Source organism: Streptomyces sp. NBC_00285, from assembly GCF_036174265.1.
In the GTDB taxonomy this organism is placed as follows: domain Bacteria; phylum Actinomycetota; class Actinomycetes; order Streptomycetales; family Streptomycetaceae; genus Streptomyces.
Map to the genome: position 1 here is coordinate 349,854 of NZ_CP108055.1, position 20,755 is coordinate 370,608.

At 69.8% G+C, this 20,755-nt stretch carries 17 protein-coding genes; 5 read left to right on the top strand and 12 right to left on the bottom strand.

What is annotated here, in order from left to right; all coding sequences use genetic code 11:
* Nucleotides 1-373: 373 nt before the first annotated feature.
* From OHT57_RS01765 to OHT57_RS01810, 10 genes are all read right to left on the bottom strand, one after another.
* The gene (locus OHT57_RS01765; RefSeq protein ID WP_443053411.1) at nt 374-1,267 is read right to left on the bottom strand and encodes a helix-turn-helix transcriptional regulator; all 894 of its coding nucleotides are present in this window, start codon (nt 1,265-1,267) and stop codon (nt 374-376) included.
* A gap of 27 nt (nt 1,268-1,294) precedes the next feature.
* Nucleotides 1,295-2,101: an SDR family oxidoreductase gene (locus OHT57_RS01770; RefSeq protein WP_328744029.1), complete on the bottom strand. Its 807-nt coding sequence runs from the start codon at nt 2,099-2,101 to the stop codon at nt 1,295-1,297.
* Between the two features lie 418 nt (nt 2,102-2,519).
* The gene (locus OHT57_RS01775) at nt 2,520-3,545 is read right to left on the bottom strand and encodes a GNAT family N-acetyltransferase (RefSeq protein WP_328744030.1); all 1,026 of its coding nucleotides are present in this window, start codon (nt 3,543-3,545) and stop codon (nt 2,520-2,522) included.
* Complete coding sequence (locus OHT57_RS01780) at nt 3,542-5,509, bottom strand: DUF4910 domain-containing protein (RefSeq protein ID WP_328744031.1); 1,968 nt, start codon at nt 5,507-5,509, stop codon at nt 3,542-3,544. Before OHT57_RS01780 ends, OHT57_RS01775 begins: the two co-directional genes overlap by 4 nt.
* Before the next feature lies 1 nt (nt 5,510).
* Nucleotides 5,511-7,454 carry an aminotransferase class I/II-fold pyridoxal phosphate-dependent enzyme gene (locus tag OHT57_RS01785; RefSeq protein WP_328744032.1) on the bottom strand — a complete coding sequence of 648 codons (1,944 nt, stop codon included), beginning with the start codon at nt 7,452-7,454 and terminating at the stop codon, nt 5,511-5,513.
* Nucleotides 7,451-8,671: a hypothetical protein gene (locus OHT57_RS01790; RefSeq protein WP_328744033.1), complete on the bottom strand. Its 1,221-nt coding sequence runs from the start codon at nt 8,669-8,671 to the stop codon at nt 7,451-7,453. The genes OHT57_RS01785 and OHT57_RS01790 overlap by 4 nt, the downstream gene beginning before the upstream one ends.
* A gap of 33 nt (nt 8,672-8,704) precedes the next feature.
* Entirely contained in the window at nt 8,705-9,820 is a 1,116-nt protein-coding gene (locus OHT57_RS01795; RefSeq protein WP_328744034.1) for an alkaline phosphatase family protein, read from the bottom strand.
* A 5-nt stretch (nt 9,821-9,825) separates the two neighbouring features.
* Nucleotides 9,826-9,987: a hypothetical protein gene (locus OHT57_RS01800; RefSeq protein WP_328744035.1), complete on the bottom strand. Its 162-nt coding sequence runs from the start codon at nt 9,985-9,987 to the stop codon at nt 9,826-9,828.
* A 198-nt stretch (nt 9,988-10,185) separates the two neighbouring features.
* Nucleotides 10,186-11,007: a metallophosphoesterase family protein gene (locus OHT57_RS01805; protein WP_328744036.1), complete on the bottom strand. Its 822-nt coding sequence runs from the start codon at nt 11,005-11,007 to the stop codon at nt 10,186-10,188.
* A gap of 56 nt (nt 11,008-11,063) precedes the next feature.
* Nucleotides 11,064-12,065: a hypothetical protein gene (locus OHT57_RS01810; RefSeq protein WP_328744037.1), complete on the bottom strand. Its 1,002-nt coding sequence runs from the start codon at nt 12,063-12,065 to the stop codon at nt 11,064-11,066.
* 360 nt (nt 12,066-12,425) lie between these two features.
* Here OHT57_RS01810 and OHT57_RS01815 point away from each other — a divergent pair, with 360 nt between their 5' ends.
* From OHT57_RS01815 to OHT57_RS01830, 4 genes are read left to right on the top strand one after another with little or no spacing between them, the layout of a single operon-like run.
* On the top strand, nt 12,426-13,802 hold the full coding sequence (locus OHT57_RS01815) for a nucleotidyltransferase family protein (RefSeq protein WP_328744038.1): 1,377 nt from the start codon (nt 12,426-12,428) through the stop codon (nt 13,800-13,802).
* Complete coding sequence (locus tag OHT57_RS01820; protein WP_328744039.1) at nt 13,799-14,788, top strand: ABC transporter ATP-binding protein; 990 nt, start codon at nt 13,799-13,801, stop codon at nt 14,786-14,788. The genes OHT57_RS01815 and OHT57_RS01820 overlap by 4 nt, the downstream gene beginning before the upstream one ends.
* Nucleotides 14,785-15,552, top strand: a complete 768-nt coding sequence (locus OHT57_RS01825) for an ABC transporter permease (RefSeq protein WP_328744040.1) — start codon at nt 14,785-14,787, stop codon at nt 15,550-15,552. The genes OHT57_RS01820 and OHT57_RS01825 overlap by 4 nt, the downstream gene beginning before the upstream one ends.
* Nucleotides 15,549-16,397, top strand: a complete 849-nt coding sequence (locus OHT57_RS01830) for an ABC transporter permease (protein WP_328744042.1) — start codon at nt 15,549-15,551, stop codon at nt 16,395-16,397. The genes OHT57_RS01825 and OHT57_RS01830 overlap by 4 nt, the downstream gene beginning before the upstream one ends.
* Before the next feature lie 422 nt (nt 16,398-16,819).
* On the opposite strand, the gene OHT57_RS01835 is transcribed toward OHT57_RS01830, so the two are convergent.
* Together OHT57_RS01835 and OHT57_RS01840 are read right to left on the bottom strand one after the other, a co-directional pair.
* Complete coding sequence (locus OHT57_RS01835) at nt 16,820-17,533, bottom strand: hypothetical protein (RefSeq protein ID WP_328744043.1); 714 nt, start codon at nt 17,531-17,533, stop codon at nt 16,820-16,822.
* On the bottom strand, nt 17,530-17,874 hold the full coding sequence (locus OHT57_RS01840) for a hypothetical protein (protein WP_328744044.1): 345 nt from the start codon (nt 17,872-17,874) through the stop codon (nt 17,530-17,532). Before OHT57_RS01840 ends, OHT57_RS01835 begins: the two co-directional genes overlap by 4 nt.
* A gap of 1,021 nt (nt 17,875-18,895) precedes the next feature.
* Here OHT57_RS01840 and OHT57_RS01845 point away from each other — a divergent pair.
* Nucleotides 18,896-20,656, top strand: coding sequence for a S8 family peptidase (locus tag OHT57_RS01845; RefSeq protein ID WP_328744045.1), 1,761 nt, complete (start codon nt 18,896-18,898; stop codon nt 20,654-20,656).
* Nucleotides 20,657-20,755 lie beyond the last annotated feature (99 nt).

The following is a 20,755-nucleotide window of genomic DNA, read 5'->3' on the forward strand; positions in this document are numbered from 1 at the left end:
GCTCGTTGTGCCGGCCAATGCATCTGGGCGGCAGACAGCCGGACCACGGGGCTTAGCACCTTGGGAAGCGGCGACCCCAGGCAGGCGCACCGGTGCCCGCTTTACCTCGCCAATGTCCTTTTCGCTGTGATCACGCTCTTCGTGAGCCATGGTTCTTCCACGGGGAGCAAGCGGGCCGACCGGGTGACTTCATCGGTGATCGCCCTGTCAACTCCGCCATCCAACCCGCTGGTCGTCCCACAACACACCTCTTTGATCAGGAGTGTTGCTACGACTGGTTGAACCCGGTCAGTACACGAGCAGGGCATCCGCCGAAGCAAGAAGGCAAGGCTCGTCCACACGGTCCGCTGACTATGACGGCTGAACGGTTGGACTATCCGTTGTGTGCTTCGATCTCGGTCGCCAGCGTCTGTTGGGTGGCCGCCCACGAAGCCAGGAGCGCCAAATTGTCAGCGGTCGGTGTGCCCTCGGGTGCGGTGTAGACGTTGAGGCGCAGGCCGGGTTCGGCGGGCAGTTCCAGGGACTCGACGTCCAAGTCGAGCTGGCCCACGATCGGATGGCGCATACGTTTACGGCCGGACCGGTGCAGCCGCACGTCCCGAGATGCCCACCGCTGCCGAAATAGCTCACTGCACGTCGACAGTTCGCCGACCAGGGCGATCAGCGCCTCGTCGTGCGGATTGCGGCCGGCTTCCATGCGTAGCTTCGCGGCCACGTCACCGACAATTTGGTCGTAGTCGACAAAGAAATCTCCGGCCGCCTCGGGGTTGAGATAGACGAACCGCGCTGTGTTCGCGGGCCTGCGCGGGTCCGCCAGCACCGGTGAATACAGTGCGCGAGCGAGTTGATTCATGGCGAGCACGTCATAACGGCCGTTACCGATCCAGGCCGGCGCATCGGAGATCGCGTCGAGCACCTGCTGCAGCGTCGAGCGCACCGTCGCGGCAGCCTTACGCCGGCGTGGGCCGCTGGGCGCCCTGGATTGGCGCGCGAGGTGGAACAGGTGGTCGCGCTCGGCCTCGTCGAGTTGCAAGGCAGAGGCCAACGCGTCGAGCACGCCATCGGAAGCACCGGAGAGGCTGCCGCGCTCCATGCGCACGTAGTAGTCGACCGATACGCCCGCCAGTAGCGCTACCTCCTCGCGGCGCAGACCTTTGACCCGACGGTTGCCGCCGTAAGCGGGCAGGCCCGCCTGCTCGGGTGCGATGCGGGCGCGACGCGAGCTGAGAAACTCCCGGATCTCGGTGCGTAGATCCATCGTGGCCATCCCCTTACCGTAAGCCGGTCCCGCAGTTTAGGGGGTACCCGTTGCGGTCGTCGCGGTGCCGCCGTCTACCGGGATGATGGCGCCCGTGAGGTAGGAGCCGGCCCGGCTGGCGAGAAACACGGCGATGCCCGCCATGTCGTCGTCGCGGCCGAGCCGGCGCAGAGGGGCCGCCGCCGCGATCGTGTCGCCGATGGCATCGAGCGTGGCCCCCATCATCTGCGACGGGAACACTCCCGGTGCTACCGCGTTCACCGTTACGTGCTGTGGGCCCAGCTCCCTGGCGAGCACCCTGGTGAGTTGATGGAGTGCCGCTTTGCTGCTGGCGTACGAGTAGTTGGGCGCCTGGGCGACGTGGATGGCGGCGATACTGCCGATGTTGATGATCCGCGCGGGGTCATCGGCGGTGCCCGCCTTGCGAAGTGCGGGCAGCAGCGCCTGCACCAGCCAGAACGGCGACTTGAGGTTGAGGTCGATCACTGAGTCCCAGGCCTCGTCCGGGAACGTCTCCAGCGGCTCGCTCCGCATCGCTCCCGCATTGTTGACCAGGATGTCCAGGCGTTCCGAGTCGGCCATGACAAGATCAGCGAGGCGCTGACACTCGTCGTGCCTGGACAGGTCGGCGGGGATTGCTTGAACGTCGCCGAATTCGGACAGGAGATGCTGTGCCTCCGCGCACGCGTCTGCCTTGCGTGAGCTGATGACGACGCGGGCGCCCGCCTGAAGAAGGCCGCGAGCTATCATCATCCCAATGCCCCTGGTGCCGCCAGTGACAAGCGCGTACTTCCCGCTCAGATCGAAAAGTCCTGTGCGAGTGGTGAATTGGTGGTCCGCCATTGGTCTCCGTCCCTTCGTTCGTGGAAGAAATCGCCGGCATGGTCGCGCATTCGGGGCAGCTGAATTGAAATGATGGGGGTACAGCTGCAGTGCGTGTCCATGGAGTGTTGTCGGCGCTTTCGGCTCAACCAGGTTGACAGGAGTTCTGGACGTCTGGGAGACCCTGGTGATCCAGGTACTGTGAGAGCCCCCCTTGCTTGGTGCGCTGACCCCGGATCCACCAGCTTGATGCGGGTGGATGGTTCTTCCAGAAACGAAGAAATGCCTTGCGGCCTGCGATGACGGGGTTTCTCCAGGACCACATCAGGCACGATCGGCAGGGCTCTTCCGAGATGCAGTCTTCCCATGCCGCGGGGGCGGTTTCATCCGCGTTCGATGATCCGAACCTGATGCTCGTCCATGCCCGGCCCTGGGCTCGTTACCCGGGGGCGACGCAGGCATACAGCGGCAGTGGTTTCATGCCGTGGCGTTCCTTCATCGGGCGGTTGCTCCGGCCACCCTCAACCCACTGCTTGCCCGCCTCGATGGCAGTGCGGATCTCGGTGGCCCACAGAAGGTAGTTGGGGCTGAAACTGTGGACGGTGGCATCGCTGGTGCCACCCACCCACATGTGCAGGCGCAGGTCGTCCAGCAGGACCACCGCCGCCGCCAGCGTCCGCTCGCGCGCATCGACGCGCACGACGCGGGCGCGGTCGCCCAGGGCCATGACGAAGTCGATGAAGGCGTTCTCGGGATACATGTCCGCGCTGCCGTACTTGGCGGCCGTGCGACGGGTCAGGTCGCACACGGTGCGCAGGAAGTCCGGCCGGGGGGCTTCGACGGACGTCGTGACACCGGCGTCGGCCGCGCGGCGCAGATACTGGCGGATCGTGCGGCGCGTCTTCGGGCCCAGTGTTACCAGATAGTCGTCGTAGGTCGCCAGGCCCTGCAGCGGGAGCTGAAAGCGGGTGACGATGGGGGCCACCCGCCACCCCATGCGCCGGGCGGCGCCGAGCAACGGGTCGCCCTCCGCGACGTTGACGAGGCCCGTGGCCCGCGCGTTGTCGCGGGCTCCCAGTTCGACCAGGGCGTCCAGCATCGCCGCGAGCACCCGGTCGCGGTGGTCCGTGTTGGTCGCGAGGACGGGGACACAGGTGTCGTAGCAGTACCAGTTGTGCCCGAGGAGCGCGGTGCCGTCCGCCTCTGGGATGCCGACGGTCCGCAGGAAGCCGTACGGGTCGCCCTGCTTGTCGAGGTAGCACGGCAGCACGGCGACGATCCGCCCGGCGTCGACGGCCGTCAGATAGCGGACGGCGGCGTATGGGCTGAGCGGGCTGTCCTGGTAGGCCCGCAGATACGCCGGGGAGTAGTGGACGGGGGCGCCGGCCGAGGCAGCCACCTGCTGCCACTGCTCGGTGTCGAGGTCGTCGATGGACTCGACGAACTGGACTTGCGGCACGCTCATGCCGTGCCTCCTTCGTGTGGCCGTCTGGTCCCGGGCGCCGCCACGTTGTCCGCCGCGGCTTCCTCGATCCACCCTGCCCCGGCGATCGCTGCCAGGAATCGCTCCCCGAAGTCTGCTGTCGTGGGGCGGATCCCGGAGTCCAGCTCAGCGATGCGGATGACGGCCGCCGCGTCGGAGCTGCCGTCGATGCTCTGCGCGAGGGCCATCGCGGCGGCATAGCAGCCGCCCCGGTCCACGGTCAGCTCTTCCAGGAACCACTGGCTGTCCTTCTGTGCCATGGCTCCCATCAGGGCCCGGAGGTTGAAGGGCCCGGGCCAGTTCCTGCGCAGGCCCGGGCCGCGCGGTGACGGTGGCGGCTGTTCTGTAAGGCCGTCGTCCCAGACGGACGACAGTGTGCGGTGCAGCCCGGCGAGGAATTCGGCCTGTCGGTCGAGCAGGCGGGGGCTCGCACCGAGCGGGCGCAGGGTGTGCAGGGCGTCCCGGCCGTAGTGCCAGCGCCGGGTGAGACGGGCGGCGGCCATCCCGTCGGAGGGGGGCCCGTCGGCGGACGGCAGGCATGCGGTCATCCGCCGGGCCGTCCAGCGGGCCAGGAGCTGGGTGATGCGGTCGGCGTCCCGTCCGTCGGCCGTCGCCACGACGGCGGCCGCGGACGCCGCGATCGTGGCGGACCTGCGCAGCTCCAGCGGATCGACCTTGTCGAGTGTGTCGGCACTGGAGTGGTTGAAGCGGTCGGGCCAGTGCCCCAGTTGTACGGCGGGGCAGCCGATGGCTCGGTCGGCGAGGATCGCGTGGTCGGATGCGCCGACGAACGGTGTCGTGCGCCAGGCCCAGGTGTCGCAGCCGACGGCTCCGCTGTAGGAGCGCGCGGCGGGTGGAAGGGCTCGTACACAGGCTTCGACCAGGGCGTTGGCGTAGTGCGGGAGGTACTCCGGGCCGTATTCCACGATCAGTGGGCCGCCGCAGCGGCGCTGGTCTTCGCCCACCATGTCGAGGTTGACCGCCATCGCGGGGAGCGGTCGGGTGCCCTCTTCGACCGCTTGGTGGACGTAGGCGGCCAGGCCCACGAACTCGGGTGCCCACACGAACCGGACGGGTCGGCGCAGCGAGCGTCCCGCCAGCACGCGTCCGGCTGCCAGTGCCGCCGCGACTCCCGAGGCGTTGTCGTTGGCTCCGGGCGCCGGATGGCACAGGTGGGCGGTGAGCAGACATGCGTCGGCCTCGTCCGCCGGCGGACACCTCGACGGGGTGCGGGCGACCACGACAGGCATCTGCCGGGGGCCCGTGTCGACATCGACGACCACCCGGGCCCGCTCCCCCCGCCGGTGCGCACGCAGCAGCTCCTCCAGCTGGGCCGGGAACACGCTGAAGCCGAACAGGGAACTGTCGCCGGGCAGTTCGACCCGCCCCGCCTGTCCGGGCCGGTCGGGGTCTGTCGTCACACAGAACCCCCTCGCCTTCTCGGCCCGCATCCGGGCGAACAGGCCGGGACCGAGGTCGGCCGCCGACCCGACGAGGACCAGCGCGCCCGGCGGCCAGCCGGAATCCCGCGGCAGCGCGAGCGGCACCTCGCCGTCCACGGCCACCGAGTTCGCCGCGATGGCGTAGGGCTGTGCGGGGTAACTGACCAGCGGGGGACGGCCGTTGAGCGAGAGGTGCGCGGCGCGCGGCGTCCAGGAGGAGGGCGCCGTGTACGTCCACCACGCGGTCCTGCCGTCCGCCGGGAAGCTCAGCACCTTGACGTCGGCCAGCCCCACGCGTTCGGCCTCGCCCGCGACGAAGTCGGCTGCCTCGGCGATGCCCGCCGATCCCTGGTAACGGTCCCATTCGGCCAGCCGGGCGACCCAGCCCATCGCTTCGTCGGCGTCGATTCTCTGGTGGATGCCACCGACCAGGCCGCTCAGGCCACTTGGGCCGCTGAGGCGGTCCGAAAGGCCCGGGCCGCTCGCACCTGCGAAGCCGCTCACGCTATCCGCCCTGGGAGAAGGCCGCGCGGAACGCCGTCAGCCGGGCGTTCGACAGCGGGACGGTGATCTTGAAAAGCCTGCCGCCGCTCTCCGCGTCCGACAGCCCCCGGTCCGCAGCCCCCGGACCGGACGGCGCGCGCCCCTCCACCCTCGTCCCCGTGCCCCGCATCCCCTGTCCCTCCACCTCTTTGACCTGCAGCCCCAGTTTCTCGATCAGGGCCCTGGCCGAGTCGTCCGCCGGTGCGGTCACCCATGGCAGACAGACAGCCCCCTGCGTCACCGCTAGCCCCGCCCCCCGCAGCAGTGCCGTCATCTGCGGCTTCACCTCGGCGATCCTGGCCCGCAGCGCGGCGAAGACGTCTCCCTGCGCCAGCAGGCCGAGGGAGACGGCCAGGCCGAAGCCGTTCGCGCCCAGCGGTGGCAGGGCTTCCCGCAGTCGTTGCGTCAGCGCGGGCGCGGCGACCGCGAAGCCGACCCTGAGCCCGCCGCAGCAGTAGCCCTTGGACATGCTGCGCACGACGATCAGGTTGTCGTGGTCGGCGACCGCGGGTACGCAGCTGGCGGACGGCCCGGCGTAGACGGCGTATGCCTCGTCGAGGACCACCGTCGTGCCGCGTGCGCGGGCGGCCTGGGCGATCTCCTCCAGCGCCGCTCTGCCGTACAGGTCTCCCGTGATCGTCGGGCGGTCGAGGACGAGGACCGAGGGAGCATGCTGGTCGAGGTCGGCCGCCAGGTCCTCGATCCGGGTCGCGAGCGCCTCACTGCCCCAGCGCGCGGCCCATCGTGGCAGGTCCGGGTGACCGCCGCGCAGGTGCAGCACGGGGCCCGGCTGCGCCAGTGCGGCGCACGCGTGCAGCAGAGCGGTGGCGCCGGTCCCGGCGGTCACCGTGTCCGGGGGCAGTTCGAGGCCGAAGTGCTCGGACAGCACCGGCGCGGCCTGTGCGGCGGCATAGGGGTCCATCACGTGGTAGGCGCGCGCTGCGTCGGGGGTGACCCCCCGCAGGGCACGGTCGACCGCGGGCCGTACGAAGTCGATCTCGTCGGGCGACCAGCGCAGGTCCAGGACATCCCCGAGGGCGGCCGGTTCCGCCGGTCCCGGTGCCGCGGAGCCCACGAGCCCTGCGGCGGTGGGCCGTTGCCACGCCGTGATCGCGGTGGTGTCCCCGGCCCTGGGGTTACGGGCGACGAACTGCACGTATCGCGTCGTCAGTGCGGCTTCTTGGCCGATGGTGAAGTCTGCGTCGGCGCGCTCGACCTCGAAACCGGCGCGGATCAGCAGTTCTCGTACCTCGGCGGGCTGGTAGAGCCGTACGTCGTCATGGACGACGACCGGCTCCGCGTCACCGTGCCGGACCTCGATCGAACCGGCGCTGCGGCCGCTCACCACGCGGTAGTCCCGGCGGAAGACGGCCCGCAACCCCTCGGTCTCGAAGGTCGCCTCGGGCACGTAGTGGCCCGCGATCGTCAGGACGTTGGAATGGTCGAGTACGAGGAGCCCGCCCGGTACGAGCGCGCGGCGGGCCTCTCGGAGCAGCCGCAGCTGCTGGGCATCACTGCCCCAGCCGAAGGACTGCACGCAGACGAGCGCGTCGAACTCCCCCACCGGCCAGGCGGGTTCACGCAGCAGGTCCAGGTGCAGCCACCGCGCCTCCACCCCGGCCGCGGCCGCCGACCCCGCGGCCTGCCGCAGCGCCCACGCACCGACGTCGACCCCGGTGACACGGAACCCGCGCCCGGCCAACGCGACCGCATGGCGCCCCGTGCCGCAGCCCAGGTCGAGGACGCGCCGGCCCGGGGCCGAGGCGTCGAGGACCGCGGCCAGGTAGTCGGCCTCCGCCGCGGTGCGCTCGGGGGTGTACTCGTGGGCCGCCACCGCCCAGAACTCCTCGCCGAAGAAGTCCCGGTACCAGGGGCGGTGCGCACCGCCGCTCGCGTCATCGGTCACAGGGCGTCCGCCCGCAGCGCCTCCTGCCGGAGGAGGAAGCCGCACACGTCGCACAGTCCGGCCGGGTTGGGCACACCCTCCATCAGGAGATACCGGCCCTCGCAGACCCGGCACACGTCGTCGACCACCGGCAGCAGACTGCGCTGCACGTTCTCGAAGGCGTTGAACAGGTAGTAGTCGATGCCCGGCCACAGGTCGTACAGGTGGTCGGCCATCGCGTAGGCCAGGGAGCGTTCGTCGGAGCCGGTGGTGAAGCGGCCCGGGGCGCCCTGCCGGTTGAGCTCCGGCGCGACGAGTTCGAGGTAGAGGGTCAGTTCCTTCTTGGTGATGCGGTAGAGCGGGAAGACGTACCGCAGATCGCCCAGCTCGCGGACGGGGACGCCGCCCATCCGGTATCCGGTGGTGAACCAGGTGACCATGCTGGCAACCAGGTCGTCGGCGTTGAAGCCGAAGGCCACGACCGAGGCGCCGGCACGTGCGGCCTCCTGCTCCAGCATGCGGCGCAGCACCTGGTGGCCGATCACCATGTTCATGTTGCGGTGTTCGCCGGCGACGACCTTGTTCATCACGTCGACGAACGGCTCGCGCAGCTTGAACAGTTCGGCCACGTCGTCGGCGGTCACGATCGTGTGGTCCAGGCCGAGACCCTCGCAGGCGTCCAGCGCGATCTGGAAGGTCGCCGGCTCGTCCCAGTCGGGCAGCCCGGTGATGGTGACGGCCGTCATGTCGATCTCGGGCCAGCGGCCCCGGGTGCGTTCGAGCAGCTTGAGATAGGCGACGCTGTCCCGGCCGCCCGACAGTCCGATGACGGCTCGGTCCCCGGCGCGCATCGTCCCGCCGGAGGTGATGCTCTGGACGAAGGTCTCCTCGACGTACTGCACGAAGGTCTCGGCGGTGAGCTGTTCGGTGCGGCGTTCCAGGGTCCCGCCGTGGTCGAACAGGACGGACTTGGAGTACACGGGGTCCGGCGCGGCGTAGACGTGCTCCTTGGGCTTGCGCAGTACGTCGAGGTCATAGTGGCGTACCTGACGGACCTCGATGACCTCGTCGGCCTCGACGACGACCGCCGATTCGGGGATCACCGCTCCGTTCCGGTACGAGAGCACCGCGTTGGCCGGAATGCCGTGCAGGCGCAGGACATCGAGGAGGTTCTGGCCCGGTACTGCATACAGGGTCTCCGAACCACCGGTCTTGTTGCGGAACACGACCGTGCTCACGGTCTCTCCTAGTCGTCTGGGGGATGCTGGGGTCTACCAGTTCTGGGCGAGCGGTGCGTTCCAGGCTGCGAGGGGTACGAGCATCTCGTCGTCGGTGAGGGATCCGTGCTCCCAGGCGACGGTGGGGTCGGGCACCGGGAAGGCCGCGGAGGTGGCGAGGGCGACCACCGCGCCGATGCGCTCGCGGACGACGGGGGTCGCGGCGAGCAGCCCGCGTTCGGCCAGGTCATCGGGGCTCAGGACGAGCGCGTGGTCGCCGAGTGCGTCGCTCAGGGCGGCCGCGAGCTCCTGTTCGTGGCCGGGCTGCGGATACATCCACCGGACACGGCCCGCGCCGCCGCTGGGCATCCGGCAGTGCGCCGGGGAGTCCAACCGGTCCCAGGCGTCCAGGAGTTCGGGCTTCGGTTGGACCGGGACCTGGCCGTGGTCGGCGTGGGCGAGGACGCTCCATCCGGCGTCGGCCCAGCGGCTCGCCGCGGTGTCCAGCAGCCGCAGGGATGCGTGCAGACGGTCGTCGTAGCCGCTGATGTGGATGTGGTCGTCGAGGTTCACGTAGGCCCATACCAGGGGTGGTACGTCGTGTGGTTGTGCGAGGACGGCCTCGACCTCGCGCACCGTCCGCTCGGCGACCGCGATGCAATCGGGGTCGAGTTCGGTCGCCGGCGAGTGGGCGACCCGGGCGCCGTGCAGCAGCGCCGCGGCCCACTCCCCGGTCAACCGCTCGAGTTCGGCGCCGACCACGAAGGCGGTGGCGCCGGCCGCGGCGACGCGGTCGAAGAGGGTCACACCACCGTGCAGCAGGGGATTCCTGGGCGGCGGGCAGGGGCCGAAGGCGTGCGTCTGGCCCGTGATGAGGTGGGTGACGCAGTCGGCGTCCGGCGCCCGGTACACCATGCCGAGGGCGCCGTGCTGTGAGGGGTCGGCGCCGGTGACGGCGGTGAGCCAGGCAGTGGTCGAGGTGCTCGGGAACGTGGAGCGCAGGGGGCGTGTCCTGGCGTGGGCGAGGGCTGCTTCCGCGACGCCGTACGACAGGCCGTCGACCGCCAGGACGCACAGTCCGCGGGGCGCCGCGCGCAGACACCGCTCGACGACTTCGGGTACCACGCGCAGGTCGGCGGACGCTGTCGTACGTCCGCCGACACGTGGCACCGTGCTCAGAAGTTCGGCACGCAGTCGGTGCAGGTGGTGCGGAACTTGGCGATGTGCACGGCCTGACGGTCCGTGATCATGCGCTCGACGAGGCGCGGCAGCAACATCACCGGCGCGGGGGTCGATGTGGTGGTGGTCTTCACAGTGGGGCGTGGAGCTGTCTGCATGAATTCCTCCTGCTGGCTGGAATAGCGCGAGAGAAAAGTGCCGAACAACCTTCAACTTTGCGTGAACAGGTCAACACATGGCGAGTTGGCCTGTCAACACCGGCCAGTCACCGGTTCCCGCCCCAACTGTGGTCGTTTTCAAGCTAGTTGATGCGCCGGAAACATGGGAGCCGCGCGCGGCGAAAGCGGTGGCGGCTGTCAATTGACGAAGATCAGGGATTCCGCTTCCTCGACGATCTTCTCGGGGACGGGCGGACTCATCAGGGTGCCCGCATAGCGCTCGGCGTCCGGGTCCGCTGCCCGGTGGGCGCGGGCGACGGCGTCCGCCACGTCGTAACGCGTGGTCCTCAGGCGGACGTCGGGGCCCAGCAGGGCCCAGTACGCGGTTCCCGGCTCACCGGCGTGGTACGGCAGCCCGACGCTTCCCGGGTTGACGCTGCGCAGGCCCGCCACCACACGGTCGAACTGGAGGTGCGAGTGCCCGGTGACCAGAACGCGCGCGTCGAGGGCCGCGGACAGCCGTGCGAACCGCTCCGCCGGCGTGCCCGGTGTGACCAGTTCATGGTCGCTGCGCGGCGAGCCATGGCAGAAGTGCGCCGGGCCGAGGCCGTCGATCTCGACCGTGACTGCGAAGGGCACCCGGGTGAGGAAGTCGATGGCCTCGGGCGAGTGCTGGGCCGCGATCCACGACTGACGGGGTGTGTCGGCCACGCGCGCGGCGGTGCCGATCTCGGCGGCGTACCGGTCGGCGTTGCCCCGCACGCACAGGGCGCGCTCCCCCAGCGCGAGGATCCGCTCGTACGTCTCCTGCGGCTGCGGGCCCCACGTCAGGTCGCCGCACAGCACGACGAGGTCGGCCGCGGCGACGTCGGGTTCGGCGAGCACGGCTTCGAAGGCGGGGATGTTCGCGTGGATGTCGGAGAGTACGGCGACCCGGGCCACCGGCCCGTACCGCTGCACCGGCCCTTCCCAGCTCGCCGGACCGTGCAGCGTGACGTCGTCCGTCGTGGAGTCGTCCATCGGGGATGGGGCCTTTCGGGTGCGGTCCTGGGCGCGGGACGGGCGGGCAGGGACGGTCACTGGTCCGCGGCGACGACCGCGGGCGTGGGACCGCGAGCGGGCAGCGTGGTGGTCGCGGGGACGTTTCCGCCCGCCCCAGGTGGTGCGGCCTGCGTGGACCTGGAGGTTCGGGGATGGTTCAGACGTGTGCCGGGAGGCGGTCCGATCAGCGCCGTGCCCTCGGACGGCAGGCCGTCGACCAGATGCGCGGCGATCACTATGCGGTCCCACAGCGGGAGCCCGCCGTGGTCCTCGGCCAGCTCATCCACCCGGGCGAGGAGCCCGTCGGAGTCGGTCACCGCCGGCGGCAGCGGGCCGGGAGTCGGGGCCAGGGAGTGGGCCGGATGGGCGGCGTAGAGCCGACGTGCGGCGGCGGCCACCTCGGCGGCACGCCCGGGCGACGGCTCGCCCGCCAGCATCGCCAGCGCCTCGTCCCGGCGCCGCCCCGACAGCAGGACGCCCACCTCCCGGATGAGATCGGCGCAATCGTCCGGCGCGTGCAGGAAATTGAGACACATCAGCTCGCAGCCGAGCGCACCGCGCAGTGAACCGCCCCCCGTGTCCCGGTTCTTGGACGATCCCTTCAACTCCCCGAGCCGTTCGGCCGCCGTCATCCCCGTCCGCTCCGGACCCTGGGTGCAGCGCAGCGCGACGAAGAGACAGGGCGGCCCCGACTCCAGGATCATGTCCACGGCCCGGATGACGGCCAGCGGCGCGGCGTTGATCTGGTAGCGCCACAGCTCGCGGCAGACCCGCGCGTCGACCCGGACCTCCAGCGCGCCGAGCGGTGCGAAACCGTGGCCCGCCAGCAGGTCGAGGGCGGCCTCGATGCGGCGTCCGACGACGGCGTCGGGCTTGAACATGACGAAGGTGGTACGGCCAAGTGTCCGCTCGGTCTCCCCCGCGTCCCGCCCGTCCAGCAAAGCGGCCATCTCGCGGAAGTAGACGTCGTCCGGATAGGTTCGGCGCCGTACGGGGTCGTGCGTGAAGGGGGCCCGCAACCACTGCTGGACGGCCATGATCCTCCGACTCTCCGCGCGGTGGCGGCCTGTGCACCTACCCGGCAATTCACGCCAACTACGCTGTATGCAAAGCGAGTTGCACCGTTGCCATGCACCATGGGGGGCAATACGCTGAGGCTAACTTCCCAGACCGAACACATCAAGGAGGGTCCCATGAGCGTCGCCTTCAAGAAGGTTACGGTCCGTCCGAAGCCGGGCAAGTAAGCGATCGGTGTCGATGCGATCGGGATCCGGTCGTCCGGTATTTCCGGAGATCCTGATCGCGTCTTCCGTCGCTCGCCCGAGCGTCTCCCTCGTTCAATTCGCGTCGCCCTTTCGACCCCGACGAAATCTCGCTCACTGAGGGCGGAGTCCGCGTTGACCGACACAACGACCGGGATCGCGGTCACGACGGACACGGTTCTCGCCCTGCTGAAAGCGAAGCCCCGGTCCGCTCGCGACACCGTGCTGCGCACGGCCCGCGACAGTCAGCACAAGCTCGCCGGAACCCTGTTGAGCCTCTGGGCCGCCGCCGGCGAGGAGCTCACGGTCGACCAGGCGGCCGAACTACGGCTGGCCCAGGAGCGTATCGAGCACTACCGCCGGCTCTGGGAACAGCTTCAGGAGCACGCGCCCGACGCCTTCCTCCTGAAGGGGATGACGATCGCCGCCCTCTATCCGCCGGGGGTACTCCGCTCGGCCGGCGACCTCGACGTCATCTGCCCCCGCCATGACGACCTGTGGGCCTGCGCCCGCCACCTTGCCGCGACCGGCTGGGAGTTGGAGGCCTTCACCGTGGGGCCCGCCCACCCCGGCGACACCGTCTCCCCGCACCTGGGCGCAGAGTTCCGCAAACCGGCACCTGACCCGTCCCAGGACCCCTACGCCGTGGGCCTGTTCACCGCCGAGATCGTGACGGACGTCCACGGACCGCCCCGGCAACTCGCCCGGCCGCCGGGTTCCCCACTGGCCGCGAGCACCGTCGCCCTGGTCGCGGAACGCTGGGAACGACGCTTCCGCTCCCGTGACCTGCTCGACCTGGTCCTCCTGCTCGGGGCCCTGGACGAGCCGGGCCTACGACAGCTGCGCGCCGACCTCGACAAGGCCGGTCTGTGGCCGGAGTGGCGGGAGGCGATGCGCGGAATCGGCCGCCTCGGCTGGCGGCCCGCGGTAGTCCTGCCGCACACCCGGGCGGCGGCTGTCCGCGTACGACTGCTGCGGTCGGTGCGCACGGCCTTGCGCTGGAGCAACCCGGTTCGCGCGGCAGCCTTCGTCGCGCAGTCCGGCATCGAGGGCCGCGGGGGGCGCCTCGCCGCTCTCGCCTCCGATGTCATACACCGCCGGCCCGGTGCGCGACGGCTGCTCACCGCGGGAGTGCCGCTGTTCGGGGTGCCTGTGCCCGAGGTGCCTGTGCCCGAGGTGCCCATGCCCGAGGTGCCCATGCCCGGGGTGCCGATGCCCGGGAAGCAGCCGGCCGCACGCGCCGACACGGCCTCAATCGCTGCCGACGGTGTGCGTGCGGACGGCCCCACGGACGGATCTCCCGACGCCGAGCCGGTCGAGGGGCTGCAGCTCCACGACGTCGGCCGCCATCTGGTCGCGCGGACCCCGCTGGGTGCCTTCCTGCTGGTGTCCGGGGCCGCCCGGCAGGAATGGCTCGACGAGGCAGCCGGTCCGCAGTCCGTCCCCTCCACCCCATCCGGACCATCCAGCACCAGGTCTTCTTCGTCTTCGTCAGTGCGAACGGGAGCATGATGCGCGACAGCGGCCATCGGCCGGACGGTACGCAGCTGGCCGTCGACACCCGCTGCCTCAAGCGCGAGTACCGCGTGCGGCGCGGCCCGGCAGTCACCGCCCTGGACGGTGTGTCGATCCAGGTGGAGCAGGGCGAGGTGCACGGACTGCTCGGCCCGAACGGGGCCGGCAAGAGCACTCTGATGAAGATCCTCTCGACGGTGCTGCTGCCGACCTCCGGAAGCGCCTATGTGCTCGGCCATGACCTGGTGACCGAGCACCGGCGGATCCGGCCGCTGCTCGGCATCGTCTTCGGCGGCGAACGCGGCCTCTATCCACGCCTGACTGCCCGTCAGAACCTGCGCTACTGGGCAGCGCTGTACGGCCTGTCCACGAAGAAGGGCCTGGCCAGGACCAACGAACTGCTCGACGAACTCGGCCTGGCCGAGCGGGCCGACGACCGCGTGGAGACCTTCTCGGTCGGCATGCGCCAACGTCTGCACCTGGCCCGGGGAATCATCGGAGACCCACGTGTACTGCTGCTCGACGAACCCACCAACGGCCTGGACCCGCTGGCCGCCCGCCAGTTGCGAGAGCTGATCCAGAAGCTCGCCGGGGAGGGCCGTACCATCCTCCTCGCCACGCACGATCTGGCCGAGGCTGAAGTGCTCTGCGACCGCGTCACGATGATCAATCACGGCCGGGTCATCGCGGCCGAGGCGCCGAAGACCCTGGCACGGCTGATGTCACGGCAGGAACGTATCCGCGTCCGCGCCGATACTGGGCTGCTCAACCGGGTGCGCGACCTCGACGGTGTCCTCGACGTGGCCCCGGCCGACGACGGCACCGCGGTGATCTCCGTCGACAGCCAGGAAGCCGTCGGCACCGTACTGGCATTTGTGGTCGCCGAGGGTGTCACCGACGTCCGCACGGAGCTGCCCGGCCTCGAAGAGGTCTACCTCCGACTCGTGCACCACAACGAGCAGCGCAGCGTGGTGAACCGGTGAGTCTGCTCGCCGCGACCGGCCGCTTCCAGGGCCGTCTGGTGCTGACCCACCGCGACTACCTCATCGACCTGGTGCGCACCCCACTGCTCGCCGCCGTGTTCCTGCTGTTGATCCGGCACAACGACAAGCCCGACCTCCTGGCCTACGGGCTGCTCGCACCGGTGCTGATGGGTGTGTGGAGCATGGCGATGCTGATCTCCGGGGAGGTCGTCGACAACGACCGCTGGCTCGGCACCCTGGAACTCCAGATCGCGGCACCGGCCGACTTCGCCCGGGTAGTGCTCAGCAGGGTCTGGGTGACCACGGCGATCAGTCTGCTGACGGTGGTGGAGGTCGCCGCCGTCGCGATCCTCGGCTTCGGCATCGTCCCCGAGGTCCCCCACCCGTTCATCTTCCTGGTGAGCCTGCTCGCCACCGCGGTCGCCACCGCCGGGTCCGCCACCCTGATGGCCGCCCTGTTCGTGGCGACGCGCACCGCCCGTACCTTCCAGAACTCGCTGAGCTATCCGGTGCTGCTGCTCGGCGGGGTATTCACCCCCCTCGACCGGCTGCCGGAGTGGACGCACCCCATCGGTCGCCTCCTCTACCTTTCCTGGAGTTCCGACCTCCTGCGTGACGCGCTGAACCCGGCCCCCGTCACCTCGGCGCTCTGGCGGACCAGCGTCGTCCTTTTCCTCGGGCTCCTCACCGGGCTCGGCGGCCGACTGCTGCTCGGCAGGGTCGTACGGCTGGTACGGGAGACCGGGACGGTGGGACTGTCTTGAGCAACGTCACGGACGTCACGGCCACCTCGACGGACGACGGCACGCCCGGCGCGTCCAGCCGCCGTCTCCAGGTACTGAGCTGGGCGGCGCGCGCCGGAGCCGCCGACTACGGCACGGTCTTCACCTGGAAGACCTGGCTGCTCGGCTGGTTTGTGCGGATGCTCGCCCAGGTGCTCTTCTTCACCACCATCGGCGACCTGCTCGGCCCCGGCCAGGCCCGCTACCTGCTGATCGGCAACGCGGTGGCGCTGGTGGCGCTGCACGGCATCTTCGCGACCGCGTCGACCACATGGGAACTCCAGAACGGCACCCTGCCCCTGCTGGTCGCCTCTCCCAGCAGCCCCTCGCTGGTCCTGCTGGGACGGAGCCTGTTCTGGCTACCGGACGGCGTGGCATGCGGCCTGGGCGCGATACTCATCCTCGCCCCCGTGGCGGACCTGCGGTTGACCGTGGCCAGGGTGGCCCTGCTCGCCGCTCTCCTCGTCCTCGTCGCGATGACGACCTACTGCCTCGGCCTGTTCCTGGGCTCCCTGGTACTGACCGCTGCGGACCTGCGCAACGTGGTGTCGAACGCGGCGTTCACGGTGATGCTGATCGTCTGCGGCCCTGAGGTACCGGCGAGCGCCGTCGGCCCGGTGCTCGGCCGGATCGGCGACGTCCTGCCACTCACCCACGGTCTCCTCGCGGTCCGCGAAGTACTGGCCGGAAGAGCGGGTCCCCACACCGCCGTGCTGGCGGGCTGGGAAACACTCATCGGGGCCTGCTGGCTCGCGGCGGCCCTCACAACACTGACATGGCGAGCCCGCCGCAGCCGCCGCGACGGGGCGGCCCTCTTCCTGACTTGACCCCGGTCCGTGACCTGAGCTCAACCCCCGGGATCTTGAGGCTCCCGGCGGCCCGGCATGACCACGGGCATCCCTTGGGCTGTTCCGCAGACCGGCCTTCGTCGTGACCCGTCCGTCCGCGTCGCGAACCGGGGTGAGTTGCAGCAGCATCTGATGGATCTCACCGATGTCCAGGACGTGCCAGCCCTCCAGCCCCATCACGTCCAGAGCGGCAGCCGCAACCCCGCGGGGTGACGGCGATGGTCTCGGGCAGGACGGTCACCCGGGAGGGACGGGTCGGCCGCCTCTCCATCGGGGATGGGCCGTTTCGTGCTGCCGGGCAACCATTGAACTGCGCGGACCAGTTGCTTGCTGTTCCCGGGCCGTCCTGTTCACTTGTGCCAGGCAGCCGGTTGCAACGCCATGCGGCACTCGGCCACTGCTCAGGTCTGCTTTCCGTCACATACGTCGGTTCCGTCCACCGTATGCGGGATCCGCGACCCGCAGGCGACCATCTTCCAGTCGAGCCGCAGCGTGTACGGACTTCCGTTCACGTGGTAGTCGATCCACGCGGTGTTGATGTAGCCGCCCTGCTTACCCACGTCCAGGACGAACAGCAGCTCGGTGAAACCCGTGCCTTCCTTGTCCTGGTCGGCGCAGCTCTGGGTGATGCGGCTTCCTGTCCGTGCGTCCTTGTAGTCGCCGGGTGCCTTGCGCTGCTGGAAGTGCGGAGGTGCACCCAGGGCAGCGCCGATCTGGCCGGCGTCGACGGTGGCCTTCCACACTTGCGGGGTGACGGTCCGCAGCTTCAGGGAGACCGACCTCGGCTTCACCGGCGTGCTGTAGCGGATGGCGTCGATGGTGATCGGATCCCCGCTGGTCGAGCACAGGAGGTAGCTGCCGAACGTCACCGTCCACGGAACCTTCTTCGGCGCATAGACCGATGTGGTGCCCGTGTCGGTGTGGGACTGCAAGGGGCCGGCCCCGCTGACGTGCTCTACGCGCTCGTCACCGAACGGCCAACCGGTAAGCAGGGACACCGTCATCGCCGCGGCCGCCGCGGAGGCGGCCAGGATCAGCGCGGTCTTTCCCCTGCGGCCTCGACGGAGCCGCCGTGCGGGCACGGCGGCTTCCTCGCGCGTGGCGCTGCTGGTCACAGTTCCTCTTGTATGCCGTTGTAGTACTGCTGGACCTTTGACGCGTAAGCCGGCTTGTCCGTGTTGCCACACAGGCAGTCGTGCCCGGCGTCCATCTTGTAGCTGAGCGTGGAGCCCTGGGTGTAGGCCCGTGACGTGCTCAGGTCGATGCCGATCACCGAACCGGTCTTGACGCCACCGGAGTTGGAGTACGCCTCGCCGGTGGTCTTCGTGCAGGTGCCGGCTGGCATGTCGAAGGTGCACTTCGCCCGGGAGAGCCAGTACGGCGGGTTGGCGTTGAGGTGGATCGTCTTTTCGCCGCCGGTCTCCGAGACGGCCTTCACCTTGCGGTTGATGATCACGCCCCTCGCAGTCGTACTTGTACTCGTAGTAGCGGACCTTGGCCCGGAACGAGATGTTCGGGTTGGTGTCGGGGTCTCACTGGAAGTCGAAGCCCTTGGCGTTGGCGACCGAGGCACTGCCGGACGCGGACCAAGTCGTGCCGTCCGTGGTGACCGCCGCGCCGTAGGTGACCTCGGAGCCGTTGCTGTGGGTCGCCGTTGAACAGAACGCCGGAAAGAAGTTCTTCGTGACGATTTGGTCGCCATGAACATATCAGACCCTCACGTCGCCACCACGGGCACCTGTTCGAGTCAGCACCTGGAACCCGGCGGTAGACCTTTGATCGGTTGGGCGGCGCTGCGCATAGGTTGGCTTGGTGAGTGGCGGAGTGCGAGAACGGTGGAGGGTGCCGCAGCCACGGTGAGTATGTCGGGGTGGGCGAGGAGACCGCCGGCGACGGCGGCCCCGCGGGCGAACCGGCCACCTGCCCGCCGCTGCCCGCGTCACCGGTGAGGACCTTGACCGCGGCCAGGCGGTGGATCTTGGGATCGTGTGCCGCCCAGACCTGTCCGAACCCGTCCGCGCCGATTGCCTCGATCAGCCGGAAACACCGGTCCAGCACGGCTCCTTCCCGCACTCACCGCATACCAGGCGTGTACCCGTCACGCTACGGCGGGACAACTTTCAGTAACAGGGGGTTCTGATCTGTGAGTTGGCTCAGGCCGTGGTCCGCATTGCAGCCTGCTCGGGGGCGACGACTGCCTACCGGAGGCCCGGGCGGCGCGTTCCTGTCGCACGAGCGGGCGGTACGTCGCCGAGCTCCCGGTGGATCCCGACACTCGATGCCCAAAGTAAGTCTCTTTTCAGCCATGCCTCTGTAACGTCCCTGCGCGGAAAGGTACTTCCGTACAGGATCATGCACCTGACATCTTGCATCCACCACTTGTTTCGTATGGCCCGGTCCGTGTCCTCGGCACGGCCGGGCCTTCTCCGGAGGACGCATTGATACCCCACATATCCAGCCGCCCCAGACGCACGCTGGTGCTGGCAGCCACGCTCGGCGCCGCTCTCGCGTTCGGCGCCCCCGGCGCCCTCGCGGGCACGCTTCCCGTCGCCCCCTCCACCGCGCCGGCCGCCAAGGCCCAGGCTCCGGCCGCCGTGCCGGCCTCCCAGAGTGCGGCCTGGGTGGCCGGTACACGTGCCTACCTCGTGATCACCGCACCCGGTGACAGTTCGGCGGTCCGCTCCGCGATCGCGGCCAACGGCGGCACCGTCTTCTCGAACTTCGACGCCATCGGCGTGATCGTCGCCCACTCGGCGTCCAGCTCATTCGCCGCCACCATGCGCGGTGTCGCCGGCGTGCAGCAGGTCGGCGCCACGCGCACCTCGGACGTCCCGGCCGACGCCTACACCCCGGCGCTCCCGGCCAACCCGGCCCAGGCCACGACCCCGGCCGGAGAACCGGTCCGGGCCGACATGAGTCAGATCAAGGCCGACCAGGCCTGGGCCGTGAACCCGGGCTCCGCGTCCGTCAAGGTCGGCATCCTGGACACCGGTGTGGACGACCAGCACCAGGACCTGGCGCCCAACTTCGATGCGGCCGACTCGGTCTCCTGCGCCTACGGCAAGCCCGACACCCGGGCCGGCGCCTGGCGGGACGTCGACACGCACGGCACCCATGTAGCGGGCACCATCGCCGCGGCCAAGAACGGCAAGGGTGTCGTCGGCGTGGCACCCGGGGTCAAGATCGCCGCGGTCCGGGTCGCCGAGCCGGGCAACGCCTTCTTCTTCGCCGAGAACACCATCTGCGGTTTCGTCTGGGCCGGTGACCACGGCTTCCAGGTCACCAACAACAGCTATTACACGGACCCGTGGCAGTTCAACTGCCCGGACAACATCGACCAGGCCGCCATCATCGAGGGCGTCAAGCGCGCCCAGGAGTACGCCGAGAGCAAGGGCTCCCTCCAGATCGCCGCCGCGGGCAACGAGAACTACGACCTCGCCCACAAGACGACCGACTCCGCGAGCCCGAACGACTCGACGCCGACCACCCGCACCATCACCAACGCCTGCCTCGACATCCCGACCGAACTGCCGGGCGTGGTCACGGTCGCGGCCAACGGCACGGGCGTCACCAAGGCCTCGTTCTCCAACTACGGCCAGGGCGTCATCGACGTCGCGGCGCCGGGCAGCAGTGTGTACTCCACCGTCCCCGGCGGCGGCTACGGCAGCAAGAGCGGCACCTCGATGGCCACCCCGCACGTGGTCGGCGTGGCGGCGCTCATCGCCAGCGCCAACCCGGGCATCACCCCGGCGCAGATCCGAGCCAAGCTGGCCGCCCAGGCCAACGACATCGCCTGCCCCTCGGACAGCCGCTGCACGGGCACGACGGCCAACAACTCGTTCTTCGGCGAGGGACAGGTCGACGCCCTCAAGGCCGTCGGGGCCACCCCGCCGCCCGGCGCGTACTTCGAGAACCTCGCGGACTTCACCATCAACGACAACGCGACCGTGGAGAGCCCGATCGCCGTCACCGGCGTGACCGGCAACGCCCCGGCCACCCTCAAGGTGGGCGTGGACATCAAGCACACCTACATCGGTGACCTGAAGGTCGACCTGGTGGCGCCGGACGGCACCGTCTACACGCTGCACAACCACACCGGCGGCAGCACCGACAACATCGCCCAGACCTACACCGTGAACGCCTCCTCGGAGGTCGCGAACGGCACCTGGAAGCTGCGCGTCAACGACAACGCCGCCTCCGACACGGGCACGCTCGACGCCTGGAACCTGACCTTCTGACCTCGCGCTTTCGACCCCGACGGCTGCCGAACGCGGGCATCCGTCGGGGTGCACGGTCGTGACGAAGAACGTCGACGTGGGGCGGAAAGCCCCCTCGGC